Origin of the sequence: Thermus thermamylovorans (assembly GCF_004307015.1) — a bacterium.
GTDB lineage: Bacteria > Deinococcota > Deinococci > Deinococcales > Thermaceae > Thermus > Thermus thermamylovorans.
In genome coordinates this window covers 12,574-26,718 of sequence record NZ_SIJL01000018.1, presented here as the reverse complement: position 1 = coordinate 26,718, position 14,145 = coordinate 12,574, and the positions used below count along the sequence as shown (strand labels likewise).

15 protein-coding genes are annotated in these 14,145 nt (G+C 69.9%); 4 read left to right on the top strand and 11 right to left on the bottom strand.

Going from position 1 to position 14,145, the window contains the following annotated elements; genetic code table 11:
- Window positions 1-74 precede the first annotated feature (74 nt).
- The 11 genes from ETP66_RS10400 to ETP66_RS10350 form a co-directional block, all read right to left on the bottom strand.
- Window positions 75-404, bottom strand: coding sequence for an SPW repeat protein (locus tag ETP66_RS10400; protein ID WP_130842549.1), 330 nt, complete (start codon window positions 402-404; stop codon window positions 75-77).
- A 63-nt stretch (window positions 405-467) separates the two neighbouring features.
- Window positions 468-1,214: a sulfite exporter TauE/SafE family protein gene (locus ETP66_RS10395; RefSeq protein WP_130842548.1), complete on the bottom strand. Its 747-nt coding sequence runs from the start codon at window positions 1,212-1,214 to the stop codon at window positions 468-470.
- Entirely contained in the window at window positions 1,211-2,155 is a 945-nt protein-coding gene (locus tag ETP66_RS10390) for a 2-hydroxyacid dehydrogenase (protein WP_130842547.1), read from the bottom strand. The genes ETP66_RS10395 and ETP66_RS10390 overlap by 4 nt, the downstream gene beginning before the upstream one ends.
- Window positions 2,152-3,462, bottom strand: a complete 1,311-nt coding sequence (locus ETP66_RS10385) for a TldD/PmbA family protein (RefSeq protein WP_130842546.1) — start codon at window positions 3,460-3,462, stop codon at window positions 2,152-2,154. The genes ETP66_RS10390 and ETP66_RS10385 overlap by 4 nt, the downstream gene beginning before the upstream one ends.
- Window positions 3,459-4,853 (bottom strand): TldD/PmbA family protein, encoded by a 1,395-nt coding sequence (locus ETP66_RS10380; protein ID WP_130842545.1) that lies wholly within the window; start codon window positions 4,851-4,853, stop codon window positions 3,459-3,461. The genes ETP66_RS10385 and ETP66_RS10380 overlap by 4 nt, the downstream gene beginning before the upstream one ends.
- Window positions 4,854-4,910: 57 nt before the next feature.
- Entirely contained in the window at window positions 4,911-5,810 is a 900-nt protein-coding gene (holA, locus tag ETP66_RS10375) for a DNA polymerase III subunit delta (RefSeq protein WP_130842544.1), read from the bottom strand.
- Between the two features lie 15 nt (window positions 5,811-5,825).
- Window positions 5,826-6,983, bottom strand: coding sequence for an acyl-CoA dehydrogenase family protein (locus ETP66_RS10370; protein ID WP_130842543.1), 1,158 nt, complete (start codon window positions 6,981-6,983; stop codon window positions 5,826-5,828).
- Window positions 6,984-7,052: 69 nt separating this feature from the next.
- The gene (locus ETP66_RS10365) at window positions 7,053-7,262 is read right to left on the bottom strand and encodes a heavy-metal-associated domain-containing protein (RefSeq protein WP_130842542.1); all 210 of its coding nucleotides are present in this window, start codon (window positions 7,260-7,262) and stop codon (window positions 7,053-7,055) included.
- A 5-nt stretch (window positions 7,263-7,267) separates the two neighbouring features.
- Window positions 7,268-7,693: a DUF1999 family protein gene (locus ETP66_RS10360; protein ID WP_130842541.1), complete on the bottom strand. Its 426-nt coding sequence runs from the start codon at window positions 7,691-7,693 to the stop codon at window positions 7,268-7,270.
- 3 nt (window positions 7,694-7,696) lie between these two features.
- Complete coding sequence (locus tag ETP66_RS10355; RefSeq protein WP_130842540.1) at window positions 7,697-7,927, bottom strand: hypothetical protein; 231 nt, start codon at window positions 7,925-7,927, stop codon at window positions 7,697-7,699.
- A gap of 7 nt (window positions 7,928-7,934) precedes the next feature.
- Window positions 7,935-9,269 (bottom strand): vWA domain-containing protein, encoded by a 1,335-nt coding sequence (locus tag ETP66_RS10350; RefSeq protein WP_130842539.1) that lies wholly within the window; start codon window positions 9,267-9,269, stop codon window positions 7,935-7,937.
- 159 nt (window positions 9,270-9,428) lie between these two features.
- Between ETP66_RS10350 and ETP66_RS10345 the strand changes: the two genes are divergently transcribed.
- Genes ETP66_RS10345 through secA form a run of 4 tightly spaced genes read left to right on the top strand, consistent with a single transcriptional unit; the run spans window position 9,429 to window position 14,098 of the window.
- Window positions 9,429-9,716: a ribbon-helix-helix domain-containing protein gene (locus tag ETP66_RS10345; protein ID WP_038045925.1), complete on the top strand. Its 288-nt coding sequence runs from the start codon at window positions 9,429-9,431 to the stop codon at window positions 9,714-9,716.
- Window positions 9,682-10,062, top strand: a complete 381-nt coding sequence (locus ETP66_RS10340; RefSeq protein ID WP_130842538.1) for a type II toxin-antitoxin system VapC family toxin — start codon at window positions 9,682-9,684, stop codon at window positions 10,060-10,062. The genes ETP66_RS10345 and ETP66_RS10340 overlap by 35 nt, the downstream gene beginning before the upstream one ends.
- Window positions 10,063-10,064: 2 nt before the next feature.
- Window positions 10,065-11,036 (top strand): tRNA (adenosine(37)-N6)-threonylcarbamoyltransferase complex transferase subunit TsaD, encoded by a 972-nt coding sequence (gene tsaD / locus ETP66_RS10335; RefSeq protein WP_130842537.1) that lies wholly within the window; start codon window positions 10,065-10,067, stop codon window positions 11,034-11,036.
- 38 nt (window positions 11,037-11,074) lie between these two features.
- The gene (gene secA, locus ETP66_RS10330) at window positions 11,075-14,098 is read left to right on the top strand and encodes a preprotein translocase subunit SecA (RefSeq protein WP_130842536.1); all 3,024 of its coding nucleotides are present in this window, start codon (window positions 11,075-11,077) and stop codon (window positions 14,096-14,098) included.
- Window positions 14,099-14,145 lie beyond the last annotated feature (47 nt).

Below are 14,145 nucleotides of genomic sequence, written 5' to 3'. Positions count from 1 at the left end.
GTGTCTGTCCAGGTTCAGGGGCCCGCCTAGGGGCAGCCTAGGCGGATGGCTTGAATGAAGCGCCGAAGCGGAGCTTAGGCTGCCCGGGGTTTTTCCCGCGTGAGGCTCAGGGCCAGAACACCCACCAGGACGCCCACGATGAGGGCGTTCCACATGGCGTTGCCCATGCCGCTAAAGCCCAGGATCCAGGGGGAGAGGATGAGCCAGATGCCCAAGACCACGTTCACCCACTCCTCCCACATGGGGCCACCCCGGAGGTGCATGAGGGCCATCAAGCCCACCACCACCCCCACGATGAGGAAGTTCCACATGGCTACGGGGGTGGCGCCAAAGCCCAAGAGCCAGGGTGAGAGGACAAGCCAAAGACCCAGGACGAGGTTGGCCCAGTCCTGCCAGCGCCTCATGGTTGCTCACCTCCTTTCGCCTTCACCATAAAGCGCCTTGCGCCTGGGGAATGGTGTTTAGGGTTACCTTTTGACACCCTGGGGGTAGAGGTACCGCCACCCCGTCCAGAGGAGCACGCCCGCGAAGACCAGCCTCAGGGCGTTTTCCGGTAGCAAGTGGGCCAGCTCCCCCCCGAGGAAGGTGCCGAGGAGCACCCCGGGCACCAGGCCGGGGGCCAGGCCGGTGTCCACGTTGCCCAGGCGCAGGTGGGCGTAGGCCCCCACCAGGCTGGCGGGGACCATGGCCAGGAGGCTCGTGCCCTGGGCGGTGTGCTGGTCTATCCCCAGGAGGAGGACCATGGCGGGCACCATCACCGTCCCGCCTCCCACCCCCATCATCCCCGAGAGGAAGCCGGTGAAGGCCCCGGCCAGGAGGAGGGCCAGGTCTTGCAGCAGGGGGCTTGGCACCAGGCCCGCCGGGACCAGGTAGGGCCTGAGGAGGAGGAGGAGGCTCACCGCCACCAGGAAGAGGCCGAAGTCCCGCTTCAGGTCCCGCTCGGGGAGCCGGTGGGCGTACCGGGCCCCGAGCCTGGCGGTGAGGATGGCGGTGGCCGCCAGGAGGAGGGCGGCTTTAGGGTTCAAGGAGCCCTGCAGGCCGTAGGCCAGGGACCCCATGAGCCCGGTGAAGAAGACGGCCACCAGGCTGGTGCCGTGGGCCTTGTGCTGGGAGAGCCCCAGCACCCCCACCATGAGGGGGACCATGACCACACCCCCCCCAAGCCCCACCAGGCCGCCGAAGGCCCCGCCCATGAGGCCGACGACGAAGCTCATGGGGCCCATACTACCGGGTTGGGGGGCTCTCCCCCCTCCAAGACGGCGAGGAGGTTCGCCACCGCCATCTCCGCCATGCGCTCCCGGGTTCTCCTCCCCGCGGAGCCGATGTGGGGGGTGACCACAGCGTTGGGGAGGGCGTAAAGGGGGTGGCCCTGGGGCAGGGGCTCGGGGTCGGTGACGTCCAGCCCCGCCCCGAAGAGGTGGCCCCTTAGGGCTTCCACCAGGGCCTCCGTGTCCACCAGGCCCCCCCGGGCGGTGTTGATGAGGATGCTCCCCGGCTTCATGGCGAAAAGCCTCTTCCGGTTCAACAGGCGGTAGGTCTCAGGGGTGAGGGGGGTGTGGAGGCTTACCACGTCGGATGTGGCCAGGAGCTCCTCCAGGGAAAGGTGGGGGTAGGGAAGGGGCTTGGGGGTGCGGCTCGTGTAGACCACCTGCATCCCGAAGGCCTCGGCCCTTCGGGCCACCGCCTGGCCGATGCGGCCCATGCCCACCAGGCCGAGGGTGAGGCCCTCTAGGTCCAGGCCCAGGAGGAGCTCCGGGTGCCAGGCCTGCCAGCCTCCTTTCCGGGCGTGGTCCACCCCCTCCACCACCCGCCGGGCCACCGCCAGGAGGAGGGCCAGGGCGAGGTCGGCGGTGGCCTCGGTGAGGACCCCGGGGGTGTGGGTCACGGGGATGCCCCGGGCCCGGGCGGCCTCGAGGTCCACGTGGTCCACCCCCACGCTGTAGCAGGCGATGACCCGAAGGCCGGGGGCCCGGTCCATCACCTCGGCGTCGATGCGGTCCTCCACCGTGGGGATGAGGCCCACCGCGCCCTCCACCTTGCGGAGGAGCTCCTCCCGGGGGAGGAAAAGCCCCTCGTGGACCTCCACCTCGAGGCCCCGCTCCCTTAGCCTATCCAGGGCCTTTCCCGGCAGGCTCCGGGTGACGAAGACCTTCATGCTCCAGCAAAGGAAAGCTCCGCCACCGCCACCAGGGGGCTTCCGAAGGCGGCCCCCAGCACCTCCCACTCCAGCTGGTCCCCCAGGCCCTCGATGGCCTGGAGGAGCTCCAGGAGGTTCCCGGCCACGGCGAAGTTTTCCACCGCGTACCGCGCCTCCCCCTCCTCCACCCAAAGCCCCAGGGCCTGCAGGGAGAAGTCCAGGCTCACGGGGTTGGCCCCGGCGTGGAGGCCCATGAACTCGGTGATGAGCACCCCTTCCCTCAGGGCCAGGTTGCCCGCGGGCTCCAGGTAGAGGTTGCTGGGGGCCACGTCCAGGGTGCCCCGGTAGCGGCGGTGGGCGTGGCCGGTGTTCTCCTGGCCCAGGGCCCTGGCGGTTTCCGCGTTGTGGAGGAAGGTCTGGAAGACCCCTTTCTCGATCACCACCGTGCGCCGGGCGGGGGTACCCTCGGCGTCAAAGGGGCGGGAGAGGAGGCCCCGCTCCAGGGTGGGGTCGTCCACCAGGGTCACGAGGTCGCTGGCCACCCGCTCCCCGATCCTCCCCAGGAGGCGGCTCTTGCCCTCCAGGGCGTTCTTCCCCGAGAGGGCCTGGGCGAAGACCGCCAGGAGGTTGGCCATGGCCTTGGGCTCCAGGTAGGCCCGGTAGCGGCCGGTCTTGAGGGGCTTGGCGTTCAGGAGCCTGGCCGTCTTCTCCCGGAGCTCTAAGGCGGTGCGCCCGGGGTCCAGGGCGTGGAACTCCTTGGCCAGGCGGAAGTCCCAGCCCTGCTTGAGGCTCGCCCCATCCCCCATGACGAAGCTTCCCCCCATCCCGGCGAGGCCGGTGCGGAAAGCCCCCTCGGCCCCCCGGGTGCTGGCCAGGGCCACCCGCACCTCCCGCTCCTGGTAGCCGCCCATGAGGACGGTCCGGGTGCGGGGGTCTTCCCGCAGGGTCCTTTCCAGGGCCAGGGCCGCCTCCTTCTTGGCCTCGAGGGGCGCGGAAAGCCCCTCCCCCAAAAGGTCGTGGCCCCCCAGGGGTCGGCCCTCTGGCAAGGAGCCCTCCTTGCCGGAGAGGAGGGCGTTTTCCCTGGCTTCGGCCAGGGCCCACTCCAGGGCGGCCTCCGAGAGCTCCTCGGTGTAGGCGTAGCCCACCCGGCCCTCCGCCAGCACCCGCAGCCCCACGCCCCCCTGCCTGGCCTCCTTGATCTCCTCCAGGGCGCCTTCCCGGGCCCTTAGGGATAGCTCCCGCTCCTCCTGGAAGAGGACCTCCGCCTCGAGGCCCAGCGCCTTGGCCCGCCTCAACAGGTACCGCTTGGCTTCCTCCAGGGTCATGCCCTACCCCCCACCACGATCTCCGAGACCAGCACATGGGGCTGGCCCACCTCCACCGGCACCATCCCGGAAAGGCTCCCGCACATCCCGGGGGCGTTTTCCCAGTCCCCCGCCACCGCCACCACCTTCTCGATGGTCTCCGGCCCCTTGCCCACCAGCATGGCCCCGCGCACCGGCTCCTCGAGGCGCCCCTTGCGGATGAGGTACCCTTCCTGCACGGCGAAGTTGTACTCGCCCGAGCCCGGCTTCACCTGGCCACCCCCCATCTCCTTGGCGTAGAGGCCAAACTCCACGCCGGCGATGAGGTCTTCCACCTCCTTGTTCCCCGGGGCGATGAAGGTGTTGCGCATGCGGGAGGTGGGGGCGAAGGTGTAGTCCTGCCGCCGACCGGAGCCCGTCATGGGGTAGCCGGTGAGGAGGTGGCCCAGGCGGTCCACCATGTAGCTCTTGAGGATGCCCTTCTCGATCAGCACCGTGCGCTCCGTGGGGCGGCCCTCGTCGTCCACCTCCGTGGAGCCCCAGGCGTGGGGCAGGGTGCCGTCGTCGATGTAGGTCACCGCGGGGCTCGCCACCTCCTCCCCCAGCCGGTCGGCCAGGACGCTGGCCTTTTTGGCCACGCTGGTGGTCTCCAGGAGGTGCCCCAGGGCCTCGTGGAAGATGACCCCGCCGAAGGCGTTGCCCACCACCACGGGCATGGTCCCGGCGGGGGCGGGCCTGGCCCGCAGGTTGGTGAGGGCCTGGCGGGCGGCCTTGGCCCCCACCTCCTGGGGCGGGTAGAGCTCAAAGAGCTCCAGGCCCACGCTCTTGCCGGGGGCGGCGTAGCCCGTCTGCACCTCGGTGCCCTCCTGGGCCACGGCCAGGACGTAAAGCCTCGTGCGCACCCGCGTTTCCTCGGCCCAGGCGCCCTCGGTGTTGGCGATGAGCACCTCCTGCTCCCACTCCTGCAGGCTGGCCTCCACCTCGCGGATTTCCGGGGCCAGCCGGGCCCCGGCCTCGGCCTCCAGGAGCCTTTCCAGACGGAAGCGCTTGTCCCTTTGCGAAAGGGGCACCCTGGGGGCGTGCAGGCCCTGGGGGAGGGCCTTGCGGAAGTCCAGCCCCCCGGCTCCCCGCGCGTCCACCCGCCCCAGGGCGCCCTTGGCCCGGAGGAGGGTTTCCAGGGCCTCCCGGAGGCCTTCTGGGGTGAGTTCGTTGGTGTAGGCGTAGACCACCTCGGTGCCGAAGAAGAGGCGGATCCCGGCGCCGTAGTCCAGGCCGGAGTTGGCTTCCTCCAGGCGGCCGGAGCGCACGGTCATCCGCCGCTTCCTGGAGCGTTCGGCGTAGACCTCGGCGAAGTCGGCCCCGCCCTCCAAGGCTTGCCGCAGGAGGGTTTCCACCAGGTCTGGGCTCAGCATGGAAGGAGGCTAACCCAGAACTGACCCACGGGTCAACCCTTGCCCCGGGAAAGCGGATCAGGCGGGCCTTGCCGGGGCGAGGCGGAGGAGGGTGTAAACCGCCCGTTCCAGGGCCAGCCAGGGGTCCTTGCCCTCCTTGGCCCGGCGTTCCGCCTGGACCAGGGCGTCCAGGCTGGCCTCGAGGCTCTCCTGGGAGAGGCCTCGGGCCAGTTCCAGGGCCCTTTTGGCCGCGTAGGGGTGGGCCTCGAGGCGGAGGAGGTCCTCCTCCTTGGGCCTGGGGTTTTCCTTGAGGAGCATCCAGGCCCGGGCCAGGAGGGCGAACTGCCAGGCGAAGGCCCCAAGGAGCCTCAGGGGCTCCTCCCCCTCCTCCCGAAGTCGCCTAAGGTGGCGGAAGGCGGCCCTGGCCTCCCCCTCCAGGACGGCCCGCACCAGGTCGAAGCCGCTCACGGGGGGCCTCAGGGCCACCACCCGTTCCACCTTCTCCAGGGTGAGGGGCGGGGAGAGGAGGGCGAGCTTCTCCAGCTCCCTTTCCAGGGCCTCCAGGTCCCCCTCCAAGGAGGCCAGGTACTGAACCACCCCCGCGGGGAGCTTGAGCCCCAGGCGCTTGGCGCGGTTTTCCAGGTGCCTCACGAGGTCCTTCCCCTTGGGGGTGGGGAAGTCCCGCCTTTCCCGGGTGCGGTAGAAGGCGGCCCGGGCGGTGGTGGGCTTGGGGTCCAGGAGGAGGACGGGCACCTCCTCGGGCACGCTCTCCAGAAGGGGTTTTAGGGCCTTCCACTCCCCTTCCCCCACCTCCCGCAGGTCCAGCATGGCCCCTCCCCCCCCAAAAAGCCCGGGCCTCAGGGCCTCGGCCAGGGCCTCCGGGGTGGGCTCGCTGAAGCGGGATAGCCCCCGGAGCCGGGCCTCCTTGAGGAGCTCTTCCCGGGCCAGGAAGGGGTCGCCGGTGAAGGCGATGACCATGAGGGCCGTTTCCCGCTAAAGGGCGTTCAGCCCCGTGGCCTCCCGCCCCAGGACCAGGGTGTGGACCTCGTGGGTGCCCTCGTAGGTGTAGACGGTTTCCAGGTTCAGCATGTGGCGGATGGTGTGGTACTCCAGGGTGATGCCGCTTCCCCCCAGGATCTCCCGGGCCAGGCGGGCCGCTTTGAGGGCCTTCATCACGTTCTGCCGCTTGGCCAGGGAAACCTGGGCGGGCTTGAGCTTCCCCTCGTCCTTGAGCCGGGCGAGCCGCCAGGCGAGGAGAAGCCCCTCGGTGTGGTCGGCCAGCATCTCCGCCAGCTTGGCCTGCACCAGCTGCTTTTTGGCGATGGGCTCGCCGAAGGTGCTTCGGCTTTTGGCGAACTCCACCGCCTCGGTATAGACCGCCTCCAGGGCCCCCAGGACCCCCCAGGCGATGCCGAAGCGGGCCTGGGTGAGGCACGAAAGGGGAGCCTTGAGCCCCTCCGCCTTGGGCAGGCGCAAGGATTCGGGCACCCGCACCTCCTCCAGGATGAGCTCGCTGGTGACCGAGGCCCTTAGGCTCATCTTGTGCTTCACCTCCCGGGCCTGGAAGCCCGGGGTGTCCGTGGGGACGAGGAAGCCCAGGACCTGCCCCTCCTCGTCCTTGGCCCAAATGATGGCGATCTGGGCCAGGTTGCCGTTGGTGATCCACATCTTGGTGCCGTTCAGCACCCAGGTGTCCCCCTCGCGGCGGGCTTTGGTCTTCATGTTGCCGTAGGGGTCCGAACCCCCGTCGGGCTCGGTGAGGCCGAAGCAGCCCACCATCTCCCCCCGGGCCAGCTTGGGCAGGAACTCCCGCCTTTGCTCCTCGCTGCCAAAGGCGTAGATGGGGTACATGACCAAGGAGCTTTGCACGCTCACGAAGCTCCTCAGCCCCGAGTCCACCCGTTCCAGCTCGTAGGCGATGAGGCCGTAGGCGGCGCTACTTACCCCTGCCCCCCCGTACTCCGGGGGCAGGGTGGGGCCTAGGAAGCCCAGCTCCGCGAACCTGGGGATGAGGTGGCTGGGGAAGACCCCTTCCTCCCACCAGTCCCGGATATGGGGCAGGGCCTCCTTCTCCAGGAAGCGGCGGGCGGCCTTCCTAATCTCCTTCTCCTCCGGGGTGAGGAGGTCTTCTATGGCGTAGAAGTCCAGCATGGGGCACCTCGGGTACCAGTCTACCCTGCCCTAGGGGTCCCCACCGCAGGCTTGGCTGCGGTGGGGCCTTTAGAGCATGCCCGCCAAAAAGCCCTCCTCCCGGATGGTGCGGATGAGGTCCATCACCGTGAGGGCCTGGGGGTCGTACTCCACCAGGAGCTGGGCAGGGCCGGTGGTTTGGGCGCTCTGCACCCCTTCCAGGCGCCGAAGGGCGCTGAGGATCCTCGCCATCCCCTCGGGGGTGGGCTCCCCCCGGATGCCGATCATCACCCGGTTCATGCCCTCTATTCTAGGACGCCGCGGGTTTCCCCCCTTTGGCCCCGGCTCCCCAGGACCCGCACCGCCAGGACCAGGGGGCCGATGGCGAAGCCCTGGGCCTTTAGGGCTCCTGTAAGCGCCTTCCGCCCGGGGTCCAGGTGCAGGGCCACCTCGTAGACCCCGGCGTCGTAGGCGCTCTTCACCACCGCGGCCAGGAGGCCCTCCAGGGTGGCTTGGTCCTCCCCCTCTATGCGGGCCACGAGGACCGTGGTGGCCTCCCCCTGCCACACCGCCTGGGCCAGGGCGAAGCCCTTGGGCTCCTCTCCTTCCTCCGCCAGGAAGGAGTGGCCGGTGCGGGCGAAGTGGCGCACGGCGCCAAGGCTTAGGGGGCGGCTTCCCGCCACCCGGTTCAGGCGTTCCAGGTCCAGCTCGCTGAAGGGGCGGAAGCGCATCCCCTACCCCTCAAGCGCCCAGGGGCCCGCGGCGCGGGGGTCGGGCCCAGGGGGCGCGTAGCCGCGGATCCCCGGCCGAAGGGGGCTGCCCAGGGGGAGGAGGGTGAACCCCTCTCCCACGCGCTCCCTATGGGCTTCGCAGGGGAGGAGGGGTTCTTCCGCGGGGCACCGGGTGCGGAGGAGAGGGGCCTCCTTGCCGTGGAGGGCGCTGAAGCCGTGGCCTTGCCGTTCCACGGCCCCATCATACCTGGGGCTGGGCCCGGGGGCGCAGGAGGGACCGGACGGCCTCCAGGAGGAGCACCAGGGCCGCCAGGAGGGCCAGAAAGCGCCCGGCTCCTCCGGGGCTCTGTGGCAGGAAGCTCGCCCCCGGGGTGGGGAGGAGGGTCTCCTCCGGGGCCAGGAGCCCTGCGCGCACCTCCCGGTAGGGTTTGAGGAAGTTGTAGATCAGGAGGGGAAAGAGGGGGCGGTCCTGGATCGCTTCCAGGGGAGGCAGGTAGAGGCCGCCTTCGGCGAAGTAGAGGAGGCCCTGGCTCTCTTCCCCCTCCGCCAGAGGCTCCCAGGAGGCGGGGGGCCTGGGGGGCGGGGGCAGGCGTTCCCCCAGGAGGGACACCCCTTCCAGGAGGGGGTGGGGGGTGGTGAGGAGGACAGAGATGGGGGGGCCCCCGGAAGGGGCCAGGTACAGGGTGGGGCGCTCCGGGGTTCCCTCCGGCACCCCGATCCGCACCCGCACCTCGTCCCCCGGCACCGCCCCCAGGAGGCGGAAGAGCCGCTCCAGGGCGGGGAGGGGAGGGTAGTCCGCCCCCAGGCGGCGGAGGCCGAAGGCCGCCTCGTCGTCCAGGTCCAGGGCCCCCCCGTTCAGGAGGCGGGCGCTGAAGGTAGGGGGGAGGCCCTCGAGGGGGGCATAGCCCCCGGGGGGCACCCGCACCTCCCGCACCTCTCCCGCCACCTCGACCCGGGCGGTGAGGGGACGCCCCGCGCTGTTTCCTAGGGAGAGGAACCCCTGGTCCACCGCCACGATCCCCAGGTTCTCCTGGGGGGTGCCCACCCCCAGGTACCCCTCCACCCCGGGAGGGGGGGGGCGGTCCGTGGCCACCACCACCGGGGCCCTTAGGAGCCTCCGGCCCAGGGCGATGGCCTCCTCCAGCCGGGCCTCCCGGTCCTTGGCCTCCAGGGCCAGCAGGGCCCCCCGGAGGGCCACCCCGGGGGCGGGGCCGAAGGCCTCCGGTTCCTCCCCGGCCCGCACCACCACCGCCTCGGAGGCCCGTTCCAGGAGGGGGAGGAGCCCCTCCTTGGCCAGGTCCAGCCGGGTCCTGGCCCCTTCCCGGGCGGCCATGCTGGCGGAGGCGTCCACCACGAAGACCATGGGGGAGGGCCCCAGGGGAGGGTCCTCGAGGGCCAGGACCATCAAGGCGGCGGCCAGGAGAAGGAGAAGAAGCCTTAGGTCCAACCGGGGCCGGAACCGCCTCCGCCTCCCCCTCTGCCAAAGCCACACGCCGGCCCAGGGGCGCACCTTGGGCCTCCTCGCTCGGTAGAGGAGGTAGACCAGGAGGAGCACCGGAAGGAGGAGCCAGAGCATTGCCCTTAGCCTAAGTACCCCGTCGTGGCGCAAGCCACGACGGGGGCCCCAAAGAGGCCACGAGCACGCCGCTAGGGCTTTGGCCGATGGGACAACCTTTGGGTGCGGGTATTGAGTCCCTTCTTAAGGGTATCTGCTAGAGTAGCAGGAGGTGATACCATGCCCGGGGTGCTGGTGCACTTGAGGCTTCCGGAGGAACTTGTAAAGCGCCTGGACGAGGAGCGGAAAGGGCGTTCGCGAAGCGAGGTGGTGGCGGAGGCCCTGGAAGACTACCTCAAGCGGGTGCGGCTTCTTTCCCTGGTGGAGGAGGTGGCGGGTTCCGTGGGTTTTGAGGAGGCTCCCCACTGGGCCACGCCGGAGGATGTGGTGGGCTATGTCCGGACTTTGAGAGGGGAAGCGGAGGCCCGTTTGGATGCGTTATCTCCTGGACAGCACGGTGATCATTGACCTCTTTCGGGGCCATCCCCGGGTGGTGGCCTGGGTGCGGGGGAGTTTGGCCCGGGGGGCGACCCTATGGGTTACGCCCATTACGGTGGCGGAGGTGTTGGCGGGCGTTCCGGAGAGGGGATTGGAGGCCCAGCGCCGCTTTCTCCGGGAGCTGGGTTTCGCGCCTTTAGACTTTGCGGTCGCCGAGCGGGCTGCCAGGCTTTTTTGGGAGAGGAAGGTCCAGGGAGCCCGGCTTCCTTTAGTGGACCTATTGCAATGGGCAGCGGCGGAGGTGCACGGCCTCACCTTGGTCAGCTCTAATACCCGCCATTACCCGGGCCCGGTGCTGGATCCGAGGGAAGGATAGCCATGTGGATTTTGGGCATTGACACCTCCTGCGACGACACCGGGGTGGGCCTGGTGCGGGATGGGGAAGTGGTGGTCAACCTGGTGGCGGGCCAGGTGGCCCTGCACGAGGCCTACGGCGGGGTGGTGCCGGAGCTGGCGAGCCGCGAGCACCTGAAGGTCCTCCGCCCCCTAGCGGAGCGGGCCCTGGCCGAGGCGGGGATAGGGCCTAAGGACCTTTCCCTGGTGGCCGCCACCCGGGGGCCGGGGCTCATTGGGGCCCTCCTGGTGGGCTACACCTTCGCCAAGGGCCTGGCCTGGGCCCTGGGGCGGCCCTTCTACGCGGTGCACCACCTGGAGGCCCACATCGCCGCCGCCTGGCCCGAGGGCCTGGAGCCCCCCTTCCTGGCCCTGGTGGCCTCGGGGGGGCACACCCACCTCTTTGAGGTTCGGGCCTTGGGGAGGTACCGCCTCCTGGGGGCCACCCGGGACGACGCCGCCGGGGAGGCCTTCGACAAGGTGGCGAGGCTTCTGGGCCTGGGGTTTCCTGGGGGGCCCGAGATCGAGCGCCTGGCCGAGGGGGCGGAGGAGGCCGTCCCCTTCCCCGTGCCCCTCAGGGGCCAGGAGGGGTACGAGTTCAGCTTCTCCGGCCTCAAGACCAAGGCCCTGCACCTGGTGGAAAGGGGCCTCCCTGGTCCCGCCCTGGCCCGGGGGTTTCAGGAGGCGGCCATCGCCCACCTGGCGGAGGTGGTCCTAAGGGCCGCCCGGGACACGGGGCACCGGGTCCTCCTGGTGGCGGGGGGTGTGGCCGCCAACCGGGCCCTGCAGGGGCGCTTCCGGGAGGCGGGCCTCGAGGTGCACTTCCCCCCCAAGGGGCTTTCCCAGGACAACGGGGCCATGGTGGCCCTGGCGGCCTGGAGGCGTCACCGGGCGGGCTTTCCCCCAAGCCCCTTGAGCCTCGGGGCCACCCCCTACTGGCCCCTGGAGGAAGCCTGAGGGGTTTCTCATCCTCGGGGGGTACAATCGGCCTTAGGATGCTGGGCCTCATACGGAAGCTCTTCGACAACAACGAGCGGGAGATCGCCCGCTACCACAAGCAGGTGGTGGAGCCCACCAACCGGCTGGAGCCGGAAGTGGAGAGGATCCCCGACCTCCAGGCGGCCTACGCCGAGCTAAGGGAGAAGCACCGGCAAGGGGCCAGCCTGGAGGAGCTCCTCCCCATGGCCTTCGCCCTCACCCGGGAGTCGGCCAAGCGCTACCTGGGCATGCGCCACTTCGACGTGCAGCTCATCGGCGGGGCGGTGCTCCACGAGGGCAAGATCGCCGAGATGAAAACCGGGGAGGGCAAGACCCTGGTGGCCACCTTGGCCGTGGCCCTCAACGCCCTCACCGGCAAGGGCGTGCACGTGGTCACGGTGAACGACTACCTGGCCCGCCGCGACGCGGAGTGGATGGGGCCCGTGTACCGGGGCCTAGGTCTAAGCGTGGGGGTCATCCAGCACGGCTCCACCCCCGAGGAGCGCCGCAAGGCCTACCTCGCCGACGTCACCTACGTGACCAACGCCGAGCTGGGTTTCGACTACCTCCGGGACAACATGGCCATCAGCCCGGACGGGCTGGTGCTCCGCCACGACACCCCCCTCCACTACGCCATCATCGACGAGGTGGACTCCATCCTCATCGACGAGGCCCGCACCCCCCTCATCATCAGTGGCCCGGCGGAGAAGGCCACCGACCTCTACTACAAGATGGCGGAGATCGCCAAGCGGCTGGAAAGGGGCCAGCCCGCTGAGCCCGGGGTGCGCAAGGAGCCCACGGGGGACTACACCATCGAGGAGAAGAACCGCTCCGTCCACCTCACCCTCCAGGGCATCGCCAAGGCGGAAAAGCTCCTGGGGGTGGAGGGGCTCTTCAGCCCCGAAAACATGGAGCTCGCCCACATGCTCATCCAGGCCATACGGGCCAAGGAGCTCTACCACCGGGATCGGGACTACATCGTCCAAGACGGCCAGGTCATCATCGTGGACGAGTTCACCGGCCGCCTGATGCCGGGCCGCCGCTACGGGGAGGGCCTCCACCAGGCCATCGAGGCCAAGGAGGGGGTGAGGATCGAGCGGGAGAACCAGACCCTGGCCACCGTCACCTACCAGAACTTCTTCCGCCTCTACGAGAAGCGGGCGGGCATGACCGGCACCGCCAAGACGGAGGAGAAGGAGTTCCAGGAGATCTACGGCATGGACGTGGTGGTAGTGCCCACCAACCGCCCCATGATCCGCCAGGACCACCCCGACGTGGTCTACCGCACGGAGAAGGGCAAGTTCTACGCGGTGGTAGAGGAGATCGCCGAGAAGTACGAAAGGGGCCAGCCTGTATTGGTGGGCACCATCAGCATCGAGAAGTCCGAAAGGCTTTCCCAGATGCTCAAGGAGCCCCGCCTCTACCTGCCCAGGCTGGAGATGCGCCTGGAGCTCTTCAAGAAGGCCAGCCAGAAGCAGCAGGGGGAGGAGTGGGAGCGCCTGAGGAAGCTTCTGGAAAAGCCCGCGGGGCTCAAGGACGAGGACCTGGCCCCCTTTGAGGGGCTCATCCCCCCTAAGGGCAACCTCCGCACCGCCTGGGAAGGGCTGAAGCGGGCGGTGCACACCCTAGGCGTCCTCCGGCAGGGCATCCCCCACCAGGTGCTGAACGCCAAGCACCACGCCAAGGAGGCGGAGATCGTGGCCCAGGCGGGCCGGAGCAAGACCGTCACCATCGCCACCAACATGGCGGGCCGGGGCACGGACATCAAGCTGGGGGGCAACCCCGAGTACCTGGCGGCGGCCCTCTTGGAGAAGGAGGGCTTCGACCGGTACGAGTGGAAGGTGGAGCTCCTCATCAAGAAGCTGGTCATGGGCCAGGACCCTTCCCGAGGGGAGCAGCTTGAGGAGGAGGCCCGGGTCCTGGCCCGGGAGCTCGGGGTGAAGGAGGAGCTCCTGGAGAGGATCCGCCAGATCCGGGACGAGTGCCGGGCGGACGAGGAGCGGGTCCGGGCCCTGGGGGGCCTTTTCATCCTGGGCACGGAGCGGCACGAGTCCCGCCGCATCGACAACCAGCTAAGGGGCCGGGCCGGGCGCCAGGGGGACCCGGGGGGGAGCCGTTTCTACGTGAGCTTCGACGACGACCTCATGCGGCTCTTCGCCTCGGAGCGGGTCATCGCCATGCTGGACCGCATGGGTTTCGACGACTCCGAGCCCATCGAACACCCCATGGTGACCCGCTCGATCGAAAGGGCCCAGAAGCGGGTGGAGGACCGCCACTTCGGGGTGCGCAAGCAGCTCCTGCAGTTCGACGACGTGATGGCCCGCCAGCGGGAGGTGATCTACGCCCAGCGCCGCCTCATCCTCCTGGGGAAGGACGAGGAGGTGCGGGAGGCCGCCAGGGGGATGGTGGAGGAGGCGGTGGCCGCCGTCGCCGAGAACTTCCTGAACCCCCAGATCCATCCCGAGGACTGGGACCTGGAGGGCCTCAAGGCCGCCCTCCTGGACACCGCGCCCCAGCTCGGGGACTTCCCCTTTGAGGGGCTTCGCGCCCTGAAGCCCGAGGAGGGGGTGGAGCGGCTTTTGGAGGCCGCCCTCAAGGCCTACGAGGCCCGGGAAGAGGAGCTTTCCCCGCCCCTCATGCGGGCGGTGGAGCGCTTCGTGATCCTCAACGTGGTGGACTCCGCCTGGAAGGAGCACCTGCACAACCTGGACGTGCTCCGCCAGGGCATCTTCCTCCGGGGCTACGGCCAGAGGGACCCCTTCCAGGAGTACAAGATCGAGGCCACCCGGCTCTTCAACGAGATGGTGGCCTTCATCAAGGGGGAGGTGGCCAAGTTCCTCTTCCGCCTCAAGGTGGAGGCGGAGCCCGTGCGCCCGGTGCGGGAGGCCCCCTATGTGCCCGTGCCCGCTCCCCAGGCGCAGCAGGCCAGTCCCTTCGGGACGGAGCGGAAGCGGCCCGCCACCCCCCCACCCCAGCCGGGCCTCTCCCGGGCCGAGCGGCGGCGGATGATGCGGGAGGAGAAAAAGCGCAAGAGGGGGTGAGCAAACCAGGCCGGGCCCTCCGCCCCGGCTTGCGCCGCGAGGGTCCC

Excerpts from the sequence above, each read along its gene's own strand:
- ETP66_RS10370 (WP_130842543.1), bottom strand. The coding sequence starts at position 6,983 with ATGCTGGACTTCTACGCCATAGAAGACCTCCTCACCCCGGAGGAGAAG.
- ETP66_RS10390 (WP_130842547.1), bottom strand. The coding sequence starts at position 2,155 with ATGAAGGTCTTCGTCACCCGGAGCCTGCCGGGAAAGGCCCTGGATAGG.
- ETP66_RS10365 (WP_130842542.1), bottom strand. The coding sequence starts at position 7,262 with ATGAACCGGGTGATGATCGGCATCCGGGGGGAGCCCACCCCCGAGGGG.
- secA (WP_130842536.1), top strand. The coding sequence starts at position 11,075 with ATGCTGGGCCTCATACGGAAGCTCTTCGACAACAACGAGCGGGAGATC.
- ETP66_RS10345 (WP_038045925.1), top strand. The coding sequence starts at position 9,429 with ATGCCCGGGGTGCTGGTGCACTTGAGGCTTCCGGAGGAACTTGTAAAG.
- ETP66_RS10380 (WP_130842545.1), bottom strand. The coding sequence starts at position 4,853 with ATGCTGAGCCCAGACCTGGTGGAAACCCTCCTGCGGCAAGCCTTGGAG.
- ETP66_RS10360 (WP_130842541.1), bottom strand. The coding sequence starts at position 7,693 with ATGCGCTTCCGCCCCTTCAGCGAGCTGGACCTGGAACGCCTGAACCGG.
- tsaD (WP_130842537.1), top strand. The coding sequence starts at position 10,065 with ATGTGGATTTTGGGCATTGACACCTCCTGCGACGACACCGGGGTGGGC.
- ETP66_RS10400 (WP_130842549.1), bottom strand. The coding sequence starts at position 404 with ATGAGGCGCTGGCAGGACTGGGCCAACCTCGTCCTGGGTCTTTGGCTT.
- ETP66_RS10395 (WP_130842548.1), bottom strand. The coding sequence starts at position 1,214 with ATGAGCTTCGTCGTCGGCCTCATGGGCGGGGCCTTCGGCGGCCTGGTG.
- ETP66_RS10350 (WP_130842539.1), bottom strand. The coding sequence starts at position 9,269 with ATGCTCTGGCTCCTCCTTCCGGTGCTCCTCCTGGTCTACCTCCTCTAC.
- ETP66_RS10385 (WP_130842546.1), bottom strand. The coding sequence starts at position 3,462 with ATGACCCTGGAGGAAGCCAAGCGGTACCTGTTGAGGCGGGCCAAGGCG.
- ETP66_RS10340 (WP_130842538.1), top strand. The coding sequence starts at position 9,682 with ATGCGTTATCTCCTGGACAGCACGGTGATCATTGACCTCTTTCGGGGC.
- holA (WP_130842544.1), bottom strand. The coding sequence starts at position 5,810 with ATGGTCATCGCCTTCACCGGCGACCCCTTCCTGGCCCGGGAAGAGCTC.